Below are 15988 nucleotides of genomic sequence, written 5' to 3'. Positions count from 1 at the left end.
GCCGCCGGGTGTCGCACCTTTCGGCTCACGGGATTTTTCCCGGACGGAAGCCGACCGGATGAGGATTGGATATGGAATTAATCGAACGATTGTTATTTGGCTCCGAGTCGCTTTGGGGCGGAGGCGTGGCCCACTCGGTGCTGATTCTGGCGCTGGTCGTGGCGTTGGGTGTCATGCTGGGCAAACTCAAGGTCGCCGGGGTGTCGCTGGGTGTGACGGGCATTCTGTTCGTCGGCATCGCCTTCAGCTATTTCGGTATGAATATCGACGAACACCTGATGCACTTCCTCAAGGAGTTCGGACTGATCCTTTTCGTCTATTCGATCGGCCTGCAGGTCGGACCCGGATTTTTCTCCTCGTTCCGCAAGGGCGGCGTCACGCTCAACAAACTGGCGGTGCTGGTGGTGGCGCTGGGTGTCGCCACGACGGTGGCGCTCTATTATATTACGGGATTGTCCATGACGACGATGGTCGGCGTGATGTCGGGCGCCGTGACCAACACGCCCGGACTGGGTGCCGCCCAGCAGGCTTTCAGCGACATGCACGCCGGAGCCGATGCCCCGGACATCGCCACGGGCTACGCCGTGGCCTACCCGCTGGGCGTCGTGGGAGCCATCCTCACGCTGATCGGGCTCCGCTACCTGCTGCGCATCGACGTGAAGCGCGAAGAGGCCGCCGCCGGACAGGACTCGGACGCGCAGAAAGACCTGACGACCCGGCGTCTTTCCGTCGAGATCGGCAATGCCGCCGTCAACGGCAAGACCGTGGCCGAGATCCGGGACCTTGCGCTGCGGGATTTCGTCATTTCGCGCATCAGCCGCGGCGGCGGGAGTCCCGAACTGGCCGACGCTTCGACGGCGCTCCATTGCGGCGACCGCATCCTGCTGATCGCCGCGCCCCGGGATGTCGAGGCGCTGGTGGCTCTGCTCGGGCGGGAGGTCGACGCCGAGCCGATGGTCCATGACAAGACGATGATTTCGCGGCGCATCCTGATCACCAAGCCCGAACTGAACGGCAAGACCCTCTCCGAACTGCGGGTCCGTTCCACCTGCGGCGTCACGATCACGCGCATCAACCGTTCGGGCATCGACCTGGTGGCCTCCGGAAACCTGCAATTGCAGATCGGCGACCGCGTGACGGTCGTGGGACCCGAATTGTCGGTGGCCCATGCCGAGCGACTTTTCGGCAACTCGCTCAAGCGGCTCAACCACCCCAACCTGATTCCCATTTTCATCGGCATCGCGCTGGGCGTCGTGCTGGGCAGCATTTCGTTCTGGATTCCGGGCGTTCCGCAGCCCGTGAAACTGGGGCTTGCCGGAGGTCCGCTGATCGTGGCCATCCTGATCGGCCGCTACGGACCGCACTACAAACTGGTCACCTATACGACGATGTCGGCCAACCTGATGCTGCGCGAGGTGGGCATCTCGCTCTTCCTGGCGGGTGTGGGACTGGGCGCGGGCGAGGAGTTCGTGCCGACGCTCGCGGCGGGCGGATATGTCTGGATCGCCTACGGGGCCGTGATCACCGTCGTGCCGCTCCTGCTGGCGGGCATTTTCGGACGCTTCTACTACAAACTCAACTATTATACGCTGATCGGCGTTCTTTCGGGGGCCTCGACCAATCCGCCTGCGCTGGCCTATTCGGCCGAGCAGACCTCGTCCGACGCTCCGTCGGTCGGTTACGCGACGGTTTACCCGCTGTCGATGTTCCTGCGGGTGCTGGCGGCCCAGCTTTTGATACTGATATTCGGTTAAACACAAAAAGGTGCGGTAAAGACGGACGCGTTACTGCCGTAACAGGCCGGAAGAGATTCGCAGTCGGCCGCGCTTTTTTCAAAAACGAACGCTTATGAATATCGTACTGTATGGAGTTCCGGCGAAGACCGCCGGCCGGATCGCAGGCCAGTACGGCCTGAAGGTGATCAACTCGCCCGACAAGTTCGACGCATCGGGAACGATGGTGCTTGTTCCGCCGATAAGCACCCCGCGCTACCTGCTGGCATTTTACAACGCCATGCTGCGCCACGAGGACGATGTCGATGCGGTCATCATCTGCGGCATCGAGTCCTGCGAAGCGGCCTCGACGGTGCAGTACTGCACGCCTCCGGGGAAATTCTTCTCCCTGAACGGCGGGTTGGACGAGGAAGAACTCCTCTCCGAGCTGCGCCTGATCCTCGATTCCCTCTTTGCCGAGGGCAATCAGCTCAACGTCTGACCGCGCGTCAGGCTTCCTGCAGGTCGGCGGCGTAAAGCGGAATGCCGATGCTTTCGGCCTGTACCTGCAACAGCGGCAGGGGGATCCCGTGCATGGACGAGCGGCGCGTGCCGCGGTCGACGGTCGTCAGCAGGGCGACGATCTCGTACCTGCCCGACCGGACGGCCCGCCACAGGGCGTGCGCCGAATCCTTGCCGCCGCTCCAGTTGAAAACCGCCCTTATCCGTTCCATACGACCGATTCTGCGTCGTGGAAAAATCCGCATACGAGCGTCAGGTACTCGGGCATGCGGCCCCCGCTGCCCCACTTCAGCTCGATTCCGAACAGTTCGGAGGCCGTGCGCGCCACGTCGAACCCGCAGGCTTCGAGCGACGGCCGCACCAGTTCCGGATGGCGGCAGGGCCTGCCTTCGGGGCGCGTGCAGCTTCCCTCGGGACAATGGATGCACGTTCCGACGTAGGCGAACGACCGTCCGCCGTATTGCCCTTCCATCTCCAGCAGCAGCCGTTCGAGCCGCTGTCGTTCGGGAAGGATCAGGCGTCCCGCTTCGGAGGCCGGGAGACCCGGCTCTTCGGGCGTGATCCTGGTGGCGACGAGCAGGGCCGTGCCGTAGCGCGTGACGTACTCCCCTGCGTCGAACCCGAACGGCGGGCATCCCCAGCTGCGGCCGTAGTTGCCGCACTCCCGGCAGTAGCCGCCCACCCGTTCGGCGTCGCGGAAGCGGGCGACGTAGTCGGCGGCGGGCAATTCCGCCGTGAAATCCGCGGCGGTGTATCGAAACGAATGATCCATACGGCAAAGTTATGAAAAAACCGCCCATTCCGGGCGGTTTTCGCGATATTTGCCGTGGGAGCCGGCCGTAAACCGTTGCATGGCAGACAACGCTGAACTAATCTCTGGATTTCCGGCTCCCACCGGCAAAATGGCGTCGCGTCACGGCTTGCGCCGGAACAGCTCCGTGATGTCCTCCATCGTCCCGTCCTGTCCGACCCGATAGAGCCGCTGGTTGGTCGCCGGTGCCGTCAGCGGACCCAGCGCCTCGACCCATCCGCCCAGCTTGACGTAGTCGAACGCCGCGGACTCGAAACCCTCCGGCAACTCTTCCCGGCCCGAGTACCACGCCGTGTGCAGCACCGGATAGGTTTTCCGCACTGTCTTTGCCAGCCGGGCGATCTTGTGCGGCTCGGCGTCGCCGCCCATGAATGCGACGCAGGTCACCGAACGTCCGTAGCAGGCCAGCAGGGCCAGCAGCTCCGCGTCGTCGAGTACGCGCCCCTCGTCCGTCTGCAAGTGCGGGCTGTGGCATCCCGGGCAGCGGTTGGGACAGCCCGTGATATTGAACGCCAGCGTCGTTTCGCCGGGAATCTCGGCGAACACGATGTCGAAATTGTGATACCGCACCATCCTACTCCGCCTTGGCGTAATAGCGGCGCGCCGCCTCCTGCTGGCGCGCCGCCGAGAAGTTCGAGACGCGTTTCATGTAGCCGATCACGCGCGTCAGGTAGTCCACGTCGTCCGAGTGGCACGAGGGACACTCCTTCAGGTAGCGTTTGTCGATGTGGCCGCACTTGTTGCACACCGTGTTGGGGATGTTGAACGTGAAGTAGTTGCACCCTTCGGCAGCCGCCACGCGCAGCAGGTGGCGGTATTGCTCCTTCGAGAGGTGCTCTTCGAGGTTCATGTGCAGGGCCGAGCCGCCCGTGAGGCGGTCGATGTAGCGGCGTCCGTGGAGGCGGAACTTGTCGATGACGTTCAGCGACTCGTCCTCCACGACGTAGAAATAGGAGTTGTAACAGTCGCGCGGCACGGCATACCCGTCCTCGCGGTCCCACTTGGCGTGCTTCACGCCGACGTTTTCGGCCGGGATCATCTCGCAGTTGAACATCACCTCCTTCGAGCGGTATTTCTTGTTGTAGCGCTCGACCAGCCCCAATACCCCCTGCACGAATGCGGCGTAGTCGTCGTTGTCGTCGATGCGGATACCCAGAAATTCCGCGGCCTCGACCAGCCCATTGACGCCGATGGTCAGATACTGGCGCGAAAGGTTGATGTACCCCGCGTCGAAGAGCGGCAGCATGCCCTTGGCCTTTAGTTCCTTGAGATTCTCGTTGTAGGCTATCTGCACCTTGTGCATCAGGTCCACGACCTCCTCCAGATGGGTGAGGTAGTGCATGCCGTTCTTCACGGCGTGCTGGATGCAGCGGTTCAAGTTGATCGTCAGCACGCTTTTCGATCCCGTCGAGACGCCTCCCGCGCCCAGCGTGTAGCTGAACCCGTTGTCCTGAATTTCGTTCCGCAGGCGGCAGCACGACGACAGCGAGTCGGCGTTGTCGCTGATGTAGGTGAAGAACGAGTGCCCCGCGGCGTACATTTCGGCCGTGAAGTCGCCCCACTCGCGGTCCATCGCGTCGCCGTCCTTCGTAAGCAGCGCCATCGTCTCGACGGGGAAGGTCAGCACGGTTTTCGTGCGTTCGCGGTTGAACCACGTCATGAACCGCTTTTGCAGCCACGACAGCGACTCCCACCGGGGCTTCGAGCCGTCCGGAAAGACGAACTCCCCGAAGAGCGATTCGAAATAGTAGCGGTCGTAATAGGCGACGTTCCAGAACACGGCCTGGAAATTGCGTGCCCCGGTGGGCTGGTTGATCGAGTAGACGATCTGCTCGAAGCAGTCGGTGATCATCTTGTCGATCGTGCGCCGTTTCTTCGAGAGGTCGACCACTTCGTCGGCGCGCGTGTAGTAATCCTCGCCGTACTCCTGCTCGATGAAGTAATTCATGTACATCAGGAATTCGGGCGTCGCGCAGGCCCCCGAGAGCATCGACGAGACGATGAAGACCATGTTGACGAATCCCCCGCAGAACGACTTGAGGTTGGTCGGGCGCGTCGAGTTGCCGCCCACCGACAGCGTGCCGCCCAGCAGCCACGGGTACATCGTGATCGAGGCGCAGTAGTTGGCCATCGACGTTTCGTCGTTCTTGTAGATGAAGTGGTTGTTCAGCAGGCGCAGGTATTTGTCCGACAGCTCCTTGCCGTACATCTCCTTGATGCGGTCGGTCAGCAGGCGGCGGTTCAGGCGGATGAAGTTCTGCTTGGGCAGCTCGCCGATCAGCGTGGCGATGTTCTTGTTCTCGACGTTGGCGTTGGCGTCGTATTTCGACCCCGTCGCGGGGTTCTTCGCGTCGCAGTAGTTGATGAGGAATTCGAGTTTTTCGCGGTCCTCGCGGTCTTCGGTGTGCTTCTGGCGGTAGAGCATGTAGCTCTTGGCCACGGCGAAGTAGCGTTCGGCCATCAGGGCCACCTCGACCTGGTTTTGGATCTCCTCGACCGACATGCCGTCCGAGACGCGGACGCGGCTCAATACCGACGTGAGGTCGTCGTCCGTGGCGTAGCCGCCCACCGAGAGGAATGCCTTGCTGATCGCGCGTTTGATCTTTTCGACCGAAAAGGCGGCGCGTTTGCCGTCGCGCTTGACGATGTAAATTTCCGAAATACCCATATCTATCCCATATTTGTTTGTGTTCCGGCACTGTGCGGGGTTACGTTCCCTCCTGCGCGGCAGCCGCGGGAAAGGTCGTTCCTTCCTTGAAAAACGTATCGGTGTAAAAATGGTCCGGGTATCGCCCTAAATCCCGAAGGCGGATACCTTTTCCGGCAAGGCAGGTCTTCTGACTCGCTCCTCCCGCACGCCTTCCCGGTTTTCACCAGTGGCTCAAAGAGTGTGCGGAACGCAACGGAGCTTACAGCTACGGGAATAGTCCCTGATTTTCACAGGAGTTCCCTTTTGATCCCGGGCCGGCAGCCGCCGGCGGAGAACCTTGCACGGAAACAAATATAGGGATAGTTTCCGGCAAAGGGAATACCCGCCGGGGCTTTTAATGAACATTTTGTGAACAAACACGCGTTCCGGCTCCTGTCCGGCTGGGTGGCGCAGCAGGCGGGAAAACCGCCCGTCGTGGTATCGTTGTTGCGGCGGACCGGGGAACGATTAAATCTGAAAGCTATGGGAAAACTTGAAATCCGGAACGACCGCACGGTCCTTTCCACCGAAAACAACGGCTATGCGGGCAGCGAACGCGACGAGAACCTGATCGAGGAGGACCTGGTGGACACGGAAATCCCGGTCGACGACCGGATTCCGGACGGGATCGACGAAATCGTCGAGGACGACCGTCCCGTCTACGACGAGGAGGGCTACCGGCACGATCCGGGCGAGTGACCCCGCCCTGCCGGGGATAAAAAAAGGACATCCCCTCCTTTAGGGATGTCCTTGCTCCGGCCGGACCGGGATTGTCATTTGATTTTCAGTCCGGGAATCAGCGGCACGGCGTCGATCAGTTCCAGCGACTGCACCATGTCGAGCGTCCCCTGCTTGTATTTCTGAAAATGGGGCGTGCCGATATGGTGTCGGTAAGCGGCTTCGTCGGCGTATATCTCAAGAATCGTCACGATTTCGGGACGTTCCTTTTCCGTCACGGCATAGAGCGTCAGCACACCCGGTTCCAACCGCATCGAAGCCTCGATTTCCTCTTTCAGCAGGGCGTTGTACTCCGTCACGCGGGCCGGGTCGACCGTTATTTTCGACAGCCGGACCCTGTTTTGTTCCTGCGCGGGCGGGTTCGGTCTTCCCGGCACCGGAAGCGCCGCAACGAGCGCCAGCAGGGCGATCAGATACTTTCTCATGCCGCCGCTTCCGCTATTTGTCCAGGTCTGCCAGTTCGTACCGCCGGCTGCCGACGCCGATGGCTTCGGCGTGTTCGAGCGTGTGGATGCCGTGGCGCGATTCCATACGCTCGATCAGGTGTACCTTGCCCTCGTCGGGCGAGGCGTAGACCAGGTCGACGCACGCCTTGTCCAGCGCCACGGGGTCCAGCGAGGCGAGGATGCCGATGTCGCCCATGCGGGGCGGCTCGGGATGCGCGTCGCAGTCGCAGTCCACCGAGAGGTTGTTCATGACGTTGATGTAGAGGATCCGCTCGCCGCAATGGTCGGCGATGGCCTTGGCCGCTTCGGCCATCGACTCCAGGAAATCGTCCTGTGCGGGCAGACTGCTCCACAGTTTCTCGGTGTCCTCGGTCTTTCCGGCCGAGTGAATCCACGCTTTTCCGGCCGACGAGGCGATGCCGATGGAGATGTTCTTGATCGCGCCGCCGAATCCGCCCATCGCGTGCCCCTTGAAGTGGGACAGCACGACGACGAAATCGTACTGCGGGAAGTGTGAACCCACGATGTCGTACGTGAGGTGTTTGCCGCCCTCGACGGGCAGACGCACTTCGCCCTCGGCGTCCATGATGTCCACCGGGGCGATGGCCGTGAACCCGTGGTCGGCGGCGGCTTTCAGGTGGTCTTCGGTCTTGGCGCGTCCGCCGCCGTAGGCCGTGTTGCACTCGACGATCGTGCCCTTCACCGACTTCACCAGATCGCCGATCAGGGCCGGTTGCAGGAAATTGTTGCCTCCCGGCTCTCCGGTCGAGAGTTTCACGGCGACCTTCTTCCCTTCGGCCTTCCGGCCCAGGGCCTCGTAGACGGCTTTCATTCCCGCGGGCGAGATGTCGCGGGTCATGTAGACTTTGGCGGGAGCCGCCTCCGCCGCCTTTTTGTCGTTGCCCGACGCACAGCCGGAGCCTGCGGCCGCGAAATGCAAAACAAAGGAGATCATACAGATTTTTTTCATCATGACTATTTGCGTATTACGTACTTTATAAAGAGGTATCCGCCGAACACCTGCAACAGCATGCCGGGAATCCCGATCCGGAAATCCTGCACGGCGGCCGTGAAGCTGCCCGTCAAGGCCCATTCCCCGGCCGATCCGACGACCTGGTAGAACAGCACGACGGCGGCGAGCAGCGCCACCGACACACGGTTGAACCGCCGGGCGGCATACCCTGCGGCCCCGGCCAGCAGCACCGATTTCACGAGGATCGCCGGCAGCGCCGCGACGGTGGGCATCCCGAACAGCGCGGCGTTCACGAGCGGCGAAGCGAGGGCTGTCAGCAGTCCCGTGCGCCAGCCGTATTTGTAGGCGCCGACGAGCGTGAAGAAGTAGATCGGCAGCATCGTGGGGCCTCCCAGCTGCACGAGATGGCACAACTGCGGCAGGGCGATGTTGCCCGCCGCGAACAGGGCCGCCGCGAGGTATGTCCGCGTCTCCCGGTAGCCGGTCGAATAGATTGTTACAGATGTTGTTTTCATGGTTATTTCAATTAAAGGTTTAACTTCAGACCGCCGAAGACCGTCGCCCGGGGCATCGGGTATCCGGCATTGATTTCATAACGTTCGGCCAGCAGGTTTTCGCCCCGGACGAAGATCGTCAGCAAACGGCTTACGCGCAGCGACGCCCGCAGGTTCCAGAGCACGAATCCCGCTTCCCGGACTTCCGGATCGGGAGCCGCCGCCGTGTAAAGCCCCGCGACGTATTGCACGCCTGTCGACACCGACCAGCGGCCCTTTTCGAAATCGCCTCCGGCGTAGAGTTTGTGTTCGGGCGACGCCGGCACGGGATACTCCATCCGCAGCCAGCTGTAATTGGCATTGACGCTCCATCCCCCGCCGATGCGCCATGCGGCGTCGGCCTCCGCGCCCCAGTTTTCGATCCGGGCCTGGTTGAGCAGGATGTTGCGGCCGTCGGCCCTGCCGCGACGGATGATGTCCTCGCCCTTGATATAAAAGAGGTTGACGCCGTACGACACCCTTCCTCCGGCCAGCCGCTGGGTCCACGAAAGTTCGTAGTTCCACAGCCGCTCGGGCTTCAGGTCGGGATTCTTCACCCCGAACATGTAGAGTTCGCGGAGCACCGGGTTGCGGAAACCCTTGCTCACCATCGCCTTCAGCTCGCCGTCGCGCGCTGCCCGGAACGATACGCCCGCCTGCGGAACCCACTCCGTGCCGGTGCGGGTGTGGCGGTCGATACGCACCCCGGCGTCGATTGCGAGGCGTCCCAGCACCTGCCGGAAATCGGCATACCCGGCGATTTCGTCCTCCGTCTGGTCCACGATCGGCTCCTCGCGGCCGTCTGCCGTGAACCGGTTCCATGCCCGGCCCCCGAAGCGCTGCCAGTCGATGCCCGCCGTCAGGCGGCTGCCGCGCCACAGCCCGACGCTCTGATACCACGAGACGCCCAGCATCCGGTCCTTCGAGTTGAAACGGTAGTCGCGCGGCTCTTCGCCCGCGTCGTAGCCGTCGTTGATCCGGTGACGGCCCCAGTTGTAGAAGAACTTCAACGCACCCGAGGTCCGGTCGTAGCTGTTTTCCAGTGAGACGGATGCCATGCCGCGCGTGATGCGGGAATCGTTGTCGAAGACGGGCGCGGCGATCTCGCCCGGATTCGAGGCGTTGAAGTGTGTCAGGTTCACATCGGCGCAAGCGTTCCAGCGGCGGCTGATTTCGTAGCCCGCCTTGGCGTACCCGCCGTACTGTTCGAAGCCCATGTCGGCGCGGTGGCCGTCCGTGCGGTTGTACGAGCCGGTCACGACGCTCGTGAAGCGGCCTTTGCGGATGCGGTTGGCCAGTTCGGTCTGCAAGGTGTTCCAGGAGCCGTAGCTCACGTTGAGACCGGTTCTCACGCCCTCCTCGCGCTGCCGGCGGGTGACGATGTTGATCACCCCGCCCATGGCGTTCGAGCCGTAGAGCACCGACGCTGGGCCGCGCACCACCTCGACCCGCTCGGCGAGCATCGACTGGTAGGCGTCGGCGATCGGATGGCCGAACAGCCCCATGTACTGCGGATGCCCGTCGATCAGCACGAGCATCTGGGCCGCCGACCCTCCGCCGATGCCGCGCAGGCTGATGCCTCCGGCCGCGCCGTCCGAGACGCCGTAGCCCATCACGCCGCGTCCCGTGACGAACAGCCCCGGAACCTGCTCCGTGAGCAGCGGAAGTACCGACGCCTCCTGCCGGCGGACGATCTCGTCGCGCCCCACGACCGCCACCGACATCGGCAGGTGGCGGATGTCCGAGGCGTAGCGCGCCCCCGTCACCACCACCGAGTCGATCGCGACGTTCTTCGCCGCCTGTTCCGTCTCCTGCGCGCCGTATGCGGCGCCGGCGGCCGTGCAGGCCAGTAAAATCGAAAGAATCTTGTTCATTGTTCCGTATTTGTTTTGTTTTTCGGTCTCCCCGCGCCTGCGGCGGACCGGGTCCGGGTGGCTTGCAGCCTCCCGGGCGAAGGCCGCGGACGGTCCTTTCGTACTCCGCCGGAATCAGGGTGCGCCCTTGCCGGCCGTCAGGAACCCTTCGATCAGCGGCAGGCACTCCGCGGCGCTCCGCGCCCCGGCGCAGAGCCGCTCCACGGGACAGATGCCGTCCCCGGCGCGGTTGATGATGTGGGGCACGGCGACCGTGTAGCTTACCGGAATCCCGGCCCCGTTCAGCAGTTCCAGCGCCGCGTGGCTCACCACATCGGCGAACAGCTTCCTCACACGGCCCGCGGCCATCAGCGCCGCGGCGCCCTTCCCGACCACCTTGTCGGCCACGAACGCGCCGTCGAGCAGTTCCGGCTCCTCGTGCAGCAGCCTCCAGAGGTCCCGGACGCCCCGTTCGCGGAATATCCGGATCGTGTCGCCGTTGCGTACGACGCACGAGCATTTCTCGGCGAAGAGCAGGTCTATGGCCTGCCGGTCCTTGTTTGCGTTGTCTGGTCTCATCTTTTTCCGGATTTGCGGTCAATAGCCGAATCGTTCCGCCGCGCGGCGCATCGACGCGACGATCTCCACGCCGAACGGGCAGCGCGTTTCGCACGCGCCGCAACCGATGCATTCCGAAGCGTGGTGCGTGAGCGCGGCGTAATGTTCGCGCACGGTTTCCGGGATTTCGCCCTGCGCTACGGCGAGGTTGTGGAATTTGTTGACCGCCGCGATGTCTATTCCCGCTGTACAGGGGGCGCAATGGCCGCAGTACATGCAATGCCCTTCCCAGGTAAACCGCTCCATGCCGGCCATTGCGGAGGCATAGTCCCTTTCGGCGGGCGATGCGCCGCACCAGTCGAGTGCGGCCCGGATTTCGTCCTGCGTCCTGCATCCGACCATCACGGATGCCACGCCCGGACGCGTCAGGGCATATTCGATGCACTGCACCGGCGTCATGGCCTTCCCGAACGGAGAATTCTCCTCGCTCAGCAGGTCGCCGCCGCCGTATACCTTCATGACGTCGATGCCCACGCCCGACCTTTCGCACAGTTCGTAGAGCCGTTCGCGGTCGGGATCGATGTTGTGCAGCGTACCGGCGTAACTCTCCTCGGCCCACAGGGCGTCGACGTCGTCGCCGGCCGGTTGCAGGTCGTAGCAGGGGTTGACCGAGAACATCAGCACGTCCACCAGTCCCGTTTCGACGGCCATCCGGGCCACCGCGGGATTGTGGCTGCTCATGCCGATATGCCGGATCCGGCCCTCCTCCCGGAGTCTTTGCGCAATGCGGATGATCTCCCCGTCGAAGACGCGGTGAAAATCCGCCTCGGCGTCGACGTAGTGGATCATGCCCACGTCGAGGCAGTCCGTCCGCAGCTGTTGCAGCTGGAGGTCGAATGACGCGAGGGTTTTCTTCGGGTCGCGCGTGCGCAGGTACTGCCCGTTCTCCCAGGTCGTGCAGAGGTGTCCCTGGATGATGAAGTCCCCGCGGCGGCCTTCGAGCGCCGCGCCGATGTTCGTCCGCAGTTCGGGATTCGGCGAGTAGATGTCGACGAAGTTGACGCCGTGCGCGATGGCGAAGTCGAAATCGGCGCACACCTCTTCCGTCGTTTTGTGGATGAAGCCCTCGCAGCCGAGTGCGACGGCGCTCACGCGCAGGCCCGTTCGGCCCAAAATTCTGTATTCCATGATCGTCCTCCTTTTTTCCGTTTCGTCGGGTTCCGGAATCCGGTTCCTTCCGTTCACAATGCAAAGATAGACCGAAAACGGGATTTCCGAAGTAGCCGGATTACGGAAATTCCTACCTGAATTACTGATTCGGCGCTCCGGAAACGAACCGCCCGCCGGTCTATCGATCGGCGGGCGGTTTTGTCTTGCGCGTATGTATTTATCGGTATATCTCGTTCAGCAGGCGGGCCAGGCGGTGTCCGCCGCGCAGGAACTGCCGTTCGACGACGGGCGTGTACTTGAAGATGTAGTCGTACGAAATATCGGTCCCTTCGGGGCTGAAGGCGTAAATCTCCTTGCAGATTTCGTGCGTCTCCTTCACCCAGTCGGCCGGTTCCCCGGCGGCGATCTGCGCGGCCTCTTCGTCCGTCAGCCGGTCGATCTGCTGCTGCCATTCGCTGTAACTCCATTTGTGGGCCGCCTCGGGGATGTTCGTGTCCCAGGCCGAATGCAGGCTCGTGTCGCGGCCGAAGAAACGCACGGGCCGCTTGTTGCCGCCCAGGTCGCTCAACCGTCCGAGGTGCATCGGACAGTGCATGTCCCCGACCAGGTGAATCAGCATCTTGAGCGAGATCGTCTCCTCCTCGGGCGTGAGGCGCCCCGACTTGAGTTTCTCCGTGAGTTCCGTCACCGCCGTCAGCACGTCGCCCTTGGGATTCCGGGGCATGCTCTCCAGCGTCTCGCCTTCGTCGATATTGAGGTAGTGCCAGGTTTTCGAATAGGCGTATTCGGGCCAGTAGCTGGCGAAGTCGAGCCAGTTGGCGATGTACACGGGCGAATAGCCGCCGAGCGCCTTGCGGACCTTCTCCGCCGCTTCGGGCGTCAGGTGGCATTCGGCGATGTGCGCCGTCACGTCGTGCCCCTTCTGTCCCCACGCGAACGCCCCGCGGGCGAAAAGGAGACACAAGCCCATCAGAATCAGTCTTTTCATCTATACCTGGGTGTTTGCAGTCCGTGCGGTCAGTGGTTCATCGTGGCGAGGAACTCCTCGTTGGTGTCGGTGAGTCCCATCTGTTTCTGGAGGAACTCCATGGCCTCCACGGGATTCATGTCCGAGAGGTACTTGCGCAGCACCCACGTGCGGTTCATCACGTCGCGCGGCAGCAGCAGGTCTTCGCGGCGGGTTCCCGAGGCGATCACGTCTACGGCCGGGTATACGCGCTTGTTGGCCAGCTTGCGGTCCAGCTGCAACTCCATGTTGCCCGTACCCTTGAACTCCTCGAAGATCACCTCGTCCATTTTCGAACCGGTGTCGATCAGCGCCGTGGCGATGATCGTCAGCGAACCTTTCTCCTCCGTGTTGCGGGCCGCGCCGAAGAAGCGCTTGGGCTTGTGCAGGGCGTTGGCGTCGACACCACCCGAAAGCACCTTGCCCGAGGCGGGCTGCACGGAGTTGTAGGCGCGGGCCAGACGGGTGATCGAGTCGAGGAAAATCACGACGTCGTGTCCGCTCTCGACCATGCGTTTGGCCTTGTCGAGCACCATCTCGGCCACTTTCACGTGGCGCGAGGCCTGCTCGTCGAAAGTCGAGGCCACGACCTCGGCCTTGGAGTTGCGGGCCATTTCGGTCACCTCCTCGGGGCGTTCGTCGATCAGCAGTACGATGATGTAAACCTCGGGGTGGTTGTCGGCGATGGCGTTGATGATCGACTGCATGAGCACCGTCTTACCCGTCTTGGGCTGGGCTACGATCAGTGCGCGCTGGCCCTTGCCGATGGGGGAAAAGAGGTCCACGATGCGCGTGGACATGTTGTTGTGGCCGTTGCCCGTGAGGCAGAATTTCTCGCTGGGGAAGAGCGGTGTCATGAATTCGAACTGCACGCGGTCGCGGATGTATTCCGGGGCCAGACCGTTGATTTCGTTCACGCGCACCAGCGGGAAGTATTTCTCGCCCTCCTTCGGGGGACGGATCGCGCCGTTCACCGTGTCGCCGGGCTTCAGTCCGAAGAGCTTGATCTGCGAGGGCGAAACGTAGATGTCGTCCGGGGAATTGAGGTAGTTGTAGTCTGCCGAGCGGAGAAATCCGTAGCCGTCGGGCATGATCTCCAGCACGCCTTCGCCTTCGATCTCCCCTGCGAAGTCGTCCTTGGTGATGACCTCCTCCTCGACGTGCCGGGGAGCGTGTTCCGTGTGGACCTCCTGCGCGGCGGCGGGAGCCGCCTCCTGCACCGTCTGCATTTCCTGTACCTTGGGCTTGCGGCCCCGGCGCTTGGGTTCGGCCTTCACAGGCTCCGCCGCGGGCGTTTCGGCCTGCGGTGCAGCCGCTGCGGCTTCCGGTTCGGCAGCCGTCGCCGGCTTGGTCTCCATCGGGAGTTCCGGTTCTGCCGCGGCCTCCGGCTGCGGGGCTGCGTTTTCGTTCTTGGCCAGCCGCGGACGGCGTCCGCGCGGGGCCTTGACCTTCGGTGCCGCGGCCTGCGGGACTGCTTCCTGCACCGGCTCTGCGGCGGCTTCCGAAACCTGCCCTTTCGCTTCGTCCTTATTTTCCGCGGGAGCCTCCTTCGGGGAGTCCGTTCCGGCGATTTTCTCTATCAGTTCGCGCTTTTTAACCATGACGTTCTTAATACCCAACACTTTGGCTATTTCACGCAGCTCGGCAAGGCTTTTCCCTTCCAGCGCTTTCAGATCTTGCATAGTTTATTTCCGTTGAATGTGATTTTCAGAAACAGGACGGTCGCCCTGTTCGTTGGAATTCGCATGCAAAGATAATGCATTATTTCGAATTACAAAATAAAAAAACGCCTTACTTCCCTGAACGGCAGGGTGAAGGGGATTGTCCGGGGGCGAAATACCTACTAATGGCGATTGCGGGTCTCGGAATTTTGCGCGACCTTTGTTCCGGAAACAATGAAAGCAGGAATTTCAGCCATTGCATTGTTTGTATTGTTAATGTTTGTGTGTGAAAAAACCTTCCGCGCCACGGAAGGTTTTTTTGTGTCAGTTTGCGCTCCGGTATTCGTTGGGCGAGCACCCCACCACCTTCTTGAACAGACGCGTGAAGTGCTGCGGGTATCGGAATCCCAGTGAGTAGGCGATTTCGCTGATCGAGCGTCCGGGGTCGAAGATCCGCTCCTTGGCGATGTCGATCACCTTGAGCTGGATATACTCCTGCGCCGATTTCCCGGTCTCCTTCTTCACCAGGTCGCCGAAATAGTTCGCCGACAGGTGCAGCTGTTCGGCGCACCAGCGCACCGACGGCACGCCGTCCTGCTCGGGGCGGTCTCCTGCGAAATAGTCGCCCAGCAGGCGTTCGAATCCGGCCAGCACGTCGCGGTTGACGTTGTTGCGCGTGATGAACTGCCGTTCGTAGAACCGCGTGCTGTAATTCAGCAGCAGCTCGATGTTCGAGACGATCAGCGTGCGGCTGTGTTTGTCGATCGCGTGTTTCAGTTCCGACTGGATGTTCAGCAGGCAGTCCAGCACGACCTGGCGTTCCTGCTCCGAGAGGTGCAGGGCTTCGTTCACCTCGTAGGAGAAAAACGTGTAGCCCGCGATGTTGCGCCCGAGCGACGTGCCGCGCAGCAGGTCGGGATGGAACAGCAGCGCCCAGCCTTTGGGCTGGTAGGTCTGCCCGTTGTTTTCGTAGCCGATGACCTGCCCCGGGGCCAGGAAGACGAGCGTGCCCTCCTGGTAGTCGTAATAGTTGCGTCCGTAGCGCAGGTCGCCGCACTTCACCTCCTTGAGAAATATGGTATAAAAGCCGTAGACCTGCCGTTCGAAGCGGGCGGGGCCGCATTTCGAAAAGTCGATGACGCTCACCAGCGGATGCAGCGTCTCCACGCCGCGCGATTCGTTGAATTGGAAGATGTTGTCGTATTTAACCACCGTGTCCATGTCCTGAATAGTTTTGTTTGTCACAAAATTAACAGAATTTTCGATACCTGCTCCGCCTTCCGTCCCGAATCGGTAATTATGGTACGACGAACCGT

General features: G+C 62.1%; 15 protein-coding genes, 1 pseudogene and 1 riboswitch. Of the genes and pseudogenes, 3 read left to right on the top strand and 13 right to left on the bottom strand.

Annotated elements, in window-relative coordinates; translation table 11 throughout:
• The first annotated feature begins 71 nt into the window (after nt 1–71).
• The gene (locus tag ACGHP5_RS15395; protein WP_290531903.1) at nt 72–1754 is read left to right on the top strand and encodes a putative transporter; all 1683 of its coding nucleotides are present in this window, start codon (nt 72–74) and stop codon (nt 1752–1754) included.
• A 94-nt stretch (nt 1755–1848) separates the two neighbouring features.
• Entirely contained in the window at nt 1849–2214 is a 366-nt protein-coding gene (locus ACGHP5_RS15390; protein WP_138265421.1) for a hypothetical protein, read from the top strand.
• A gap of 19 nt (nt 2215–2233) precedes the next feature.
• Here the strand turns inward: ACGHP5_RS15390 and ACGHP5_RS15385 are convergent.
• From ACGHP5_RS15385 to nrdD, 4 genes and pseudogenes are all read right to left on the bottom strand, one after another.
• Nucleotides 2234–2446: pseudogene (locus tag ACGHP5_RS15385) on the bottom strand (ATP-binding protein); the annotation flags it as partial.
• Nucleotides 2434–3006, bottom strand: a complete 573-nt coding sequence (locus ACGHP5_RS15380; protein ID WP_290531902.1) for a DUF2284 domain-containing protein — start codon at nt 3004–3006, stop codon at nt 2434–2436. The pseudogene ACGHP5_RS15385 and the gene ACGHP5_RS15380, both read right to left, overlap by 13 nt.
• 141 nt (nt 3007–3147) lie before the next feature.
• Nucleotides 3148–3618: an anaerobic ribonucleoside-triphosphate reductase activating protein gene (gene nrdG, locus ACGHP5_RS15375; RefSeq protein WP_337772343.1), complete on the bottom strand. Its 471-nt coding sequence runs from the start codon at nt 3616–3618 to the stop codon at nt 3148–3150.
• A 1-nt stretch (nt 3619) separates the two neighbouring features.
• Complete coding sequence (gene nrdD, locus ACGHP5_RS15370) at nt 3620–5713, bottom strand: anaerobic ribonucleoside-triphosphate reductase (protein WP_390567579.1); 2094 nt, start codon at nt 5711–5713, stop codon at nt 3620–3622.
• A gap of 141 nt (nt 5714–5854) precedes the next feature.
• Nucleotides 5855–6050: riboswitch (cobalamin riboswitch) on the bottom strand.
• 167 nt (nt 6051–6217) lie between these two features.
• Between nrdD and ACGHP5_RS15365 the strand changes: the two genes are divergently transcribed.
• Nucleotides 6218–6433 carry a hypothetical protein gene (locus ACGHP5_RS15365; RefSeq protein ID WP_290531899.1) on the top strand — a complete coding sequence of 72 codons (216 nt, stop codon included), beginning with the start codon at nt 6218–6220 and terminating at the stop codon, nt 6431–6433.
• Between the two features lie 74 nt (nt 6434–6507).
• On the opposite strand, the gene ACGHP5_RS15360 is transcribed toward ACGHP5_RS15365, so the two are convergent.
• The 9 genes from ACGHP5_RS15360 to ACGHP5_RS15320 form a co-directional block, all read right to left on the bottom strand.
• Nucleotides 6508–6897: an antibiotic biosynthesis monooxygenase gene (locus tag ACGHP5_RS15360; RefSeq protein ID WP_337772346.1), complete on the bottom strand. Its 390-nt coding sequence runs from the start codon at nt 6895–6897 to the stop codon at nt 6508–6510.
• 13 nt (nt 6898–6910) lie between these two features.
• Entirely contained in the window at nt 6911–7888 is a 978-nt protein-coding gene (locus ACGHP5_RS15355) for a DUF362 domain-containing protein (protein WP_390567576.1), read from the bottom strand.
• 5 nt (nt 7889–7893) lie between these two features.
• Nucleotides 7894–8406, bottom strand: a complete 513-nt coding sequence (locus ACGHP5_RS15350; protein WP_390567574.1) for an ECF transporter S component — start codon at nt 8404–8406, stop codon at nt 7894–7896.
• An 11-nt stretch (nt 8407–8417) separates the two neighbouring features.
• A complete protein-coding gene (locus tag ACGHP5_RS15345) occupies nt 8418–10298 on the bottom strand; it encodes a TonB-dependent receptor (protein WP_390567572.1) in 1881 nt (626 codons plus the stop codon).
• A 114-nt stretch (nt 10299–10412) separates the two neighbouring features.
• Complete coding sequence (locus ACGHP5_RS15340) at nt 10413–10856, bottom strand: DUF1893 domain-containing protein (protein WP_295904894.1); 444 nt, start codon at nt 10854–10856, stop codon at nt 10413–10415.
• An 18-nt stretch (nt 10857–10874) separates the two neighbouring features.
• A complete protein-coding gene (locus tag ACGHP5_RS15335) occupies nt 10875–12023 on the bottom strand; it encodes an aldo/keto reductase (protein WP_390567570.1) in 1149 nt (382 codons plus the stop codon).
• A 199-nt stretch (nt 12024–12222) separates the two neighbouring features.
• A complete protein-coding gene (locus ACGHP5_RS15330; RefSeq protein ID WP_390567568.1) occupies nt 12223–12993 on the bottom strand; it encodes a S1/P1 nuclease in 771 nt (256 codons plus the stop codon).
• Nucleotides 12994–13022: 29 nt separating this feature from the next.
• Nucleotides 13023–14693 carry a transcription termination factor Rho gene (rho, locus tag ACGHP5_RS15325; RefSeq protein ID WP_290531891.1) on the bottom strand — a complete coding sequence of 557 codons (1671 nt, stop codon included), beginning with the start codon at nt 14691–14693 and terminating at the stop codon, nt 13023–13025.
• A gap of 303 nt (nt 14694–14996) precedes the next feature.
• Nucleotides 14997–15893, bottom strand: a complete 897-nt coding sequence (locus ACGHP5_RS15320; protein ID WP_290531890.1) for an AraC family transcriptional regulator — start codon at nt 15891–15893, stop codon at nt 14997–14999.
• Between the last annotated feature and the right edge of the window lie 95 nt (nt 15894–15988).

The organism is Alistipes sp. i18-0019-D1 (genome assembly GCF_042852885.1).
Lineage (GTDB): Bacteria > Bacteroidota > Bacteroidia > Bacteroidales > Rikenellaceae > Alistipes.
The sequence above is the reverse complement of the archived record's forward strand: the minus strand, read 5'-3'. Positions and strand labels throughout refer to the sequence as shown.

What these genes read in the sequence shown, in the direction of transcription:
- ACGHP5_RS15345 (WP_390567572.1), bottom strand. Translation starts at nt 10,298, where the DNA reads ATGAACAAGATTCTTTCGATTTTACTGGCCTGCACGGCCGCCGGCGCC.
- ACGHP5_RS15330 (WP_390567568.1), bottom strand. Translation starts at nt 12,993, where the DNA reads ATGAAAAGACTGATTCTGATGGGCTTGTGTCTCCTTTTCGCCCGCGGG.
- ACGHP5_RS15365 (WP_290531899.1), top strand. Translation starts at nt 6,218, where the DNA reads ATGGGAAAACTTGAAATCCGGAACGACCGCACGGTCCTTTCCACCGAA.
- ACGHP5_RS15390 (WP_138265421.1), top strand. Translation starts at nt 1,849, where the DNA reads ATGAATATCGTACTGTATGGAGTTCCGGCGAAGACCGCCGGCCGGATC.
- nrdG (WP_337772343.1), bottom strand. Translation starts at nt 3,618, where the DNA reads ATGGTGCGGTATCACAATTTCGACATCGTGTTCGCCGAGATTCCCGGC.
- rho (WP_290531891.1), bottom strand. Translation starts at nt 14,693, where the DNA reads ATGCAAGATCTGAAAGCGCTGGAAGGGAAAAGCCTTGCCGAGCTGCGT.
- ACGHP5_RS15340 (WP_295904894.1), bottom strand. Translation starts at nt 10,856, where the DNA reads ATGAGACCAGACAACGCAAACAAGGACCGGCAGGCCATAGACCTGCTC.
- ACGHP5_RS15360 (WP_337772346.1), bottom strand. Translation starts at nt 6,897, where the DNA reads ATGAGAAAGTATCTGATCGCCCTGCTGGCGCTCGTTGCGGCGCTTCCG.
- ACGHP5_RS15395 (WP_290531903.1), top strand. Translation starts at nt 72, where the DNA reads ATGGAATTAATCGAACGATTGTTATTTGGCTCCGAGTCGCTTTGGGGC.
- ACGHP5_RS15350 (WP_390567574.1), bottom strand. Translation starts at nt 8,406, where the DNA reads ATGAAAACAACATCTGTAACAATCTATTCGACCGGCTACCGGGAGACG.
- ACGHP5_RS15335 (WP_390567570.1), bottom strand. Translation starts at nt 12,023, where the DNA reads ATGGAATACAGAATTTTGGGCCGAACGGGCCTGCGCGTGAGCGCCGTC.
- ACGHP5_RS15380 (WP_290531902.1), bottom strand. Translation starts at nt 3,006, where the DNA reads ATGGATCATTCGTTTCGATACACCGCCGCGGATTTCACGGCGGAATTG.
- nrdD (WP_390567579.1), bottom strand. Translation starts at nt 5,713, where the DNA reads ATGGGTATTTCGGAAATTTACATCGTCAAGCGCGACGGCAAACGCGCC.
- ACGHP5_RS15355 (WP_390567576.1), bottom strand. Translation starts at nt 7,888, where the DNA reads ATGAAAAAAATCTGTATGATCTCCTTTGTTTTGCATTTCGCGGCCGCA.
- ACGHP5_RS15320 (WP_290531890.1), bottom strand. Translation starts at nt 15,893, where the DNA reads ATGGACACGGTGGTTAAATACGACAACATCTTCCAATTCAACGAATCG.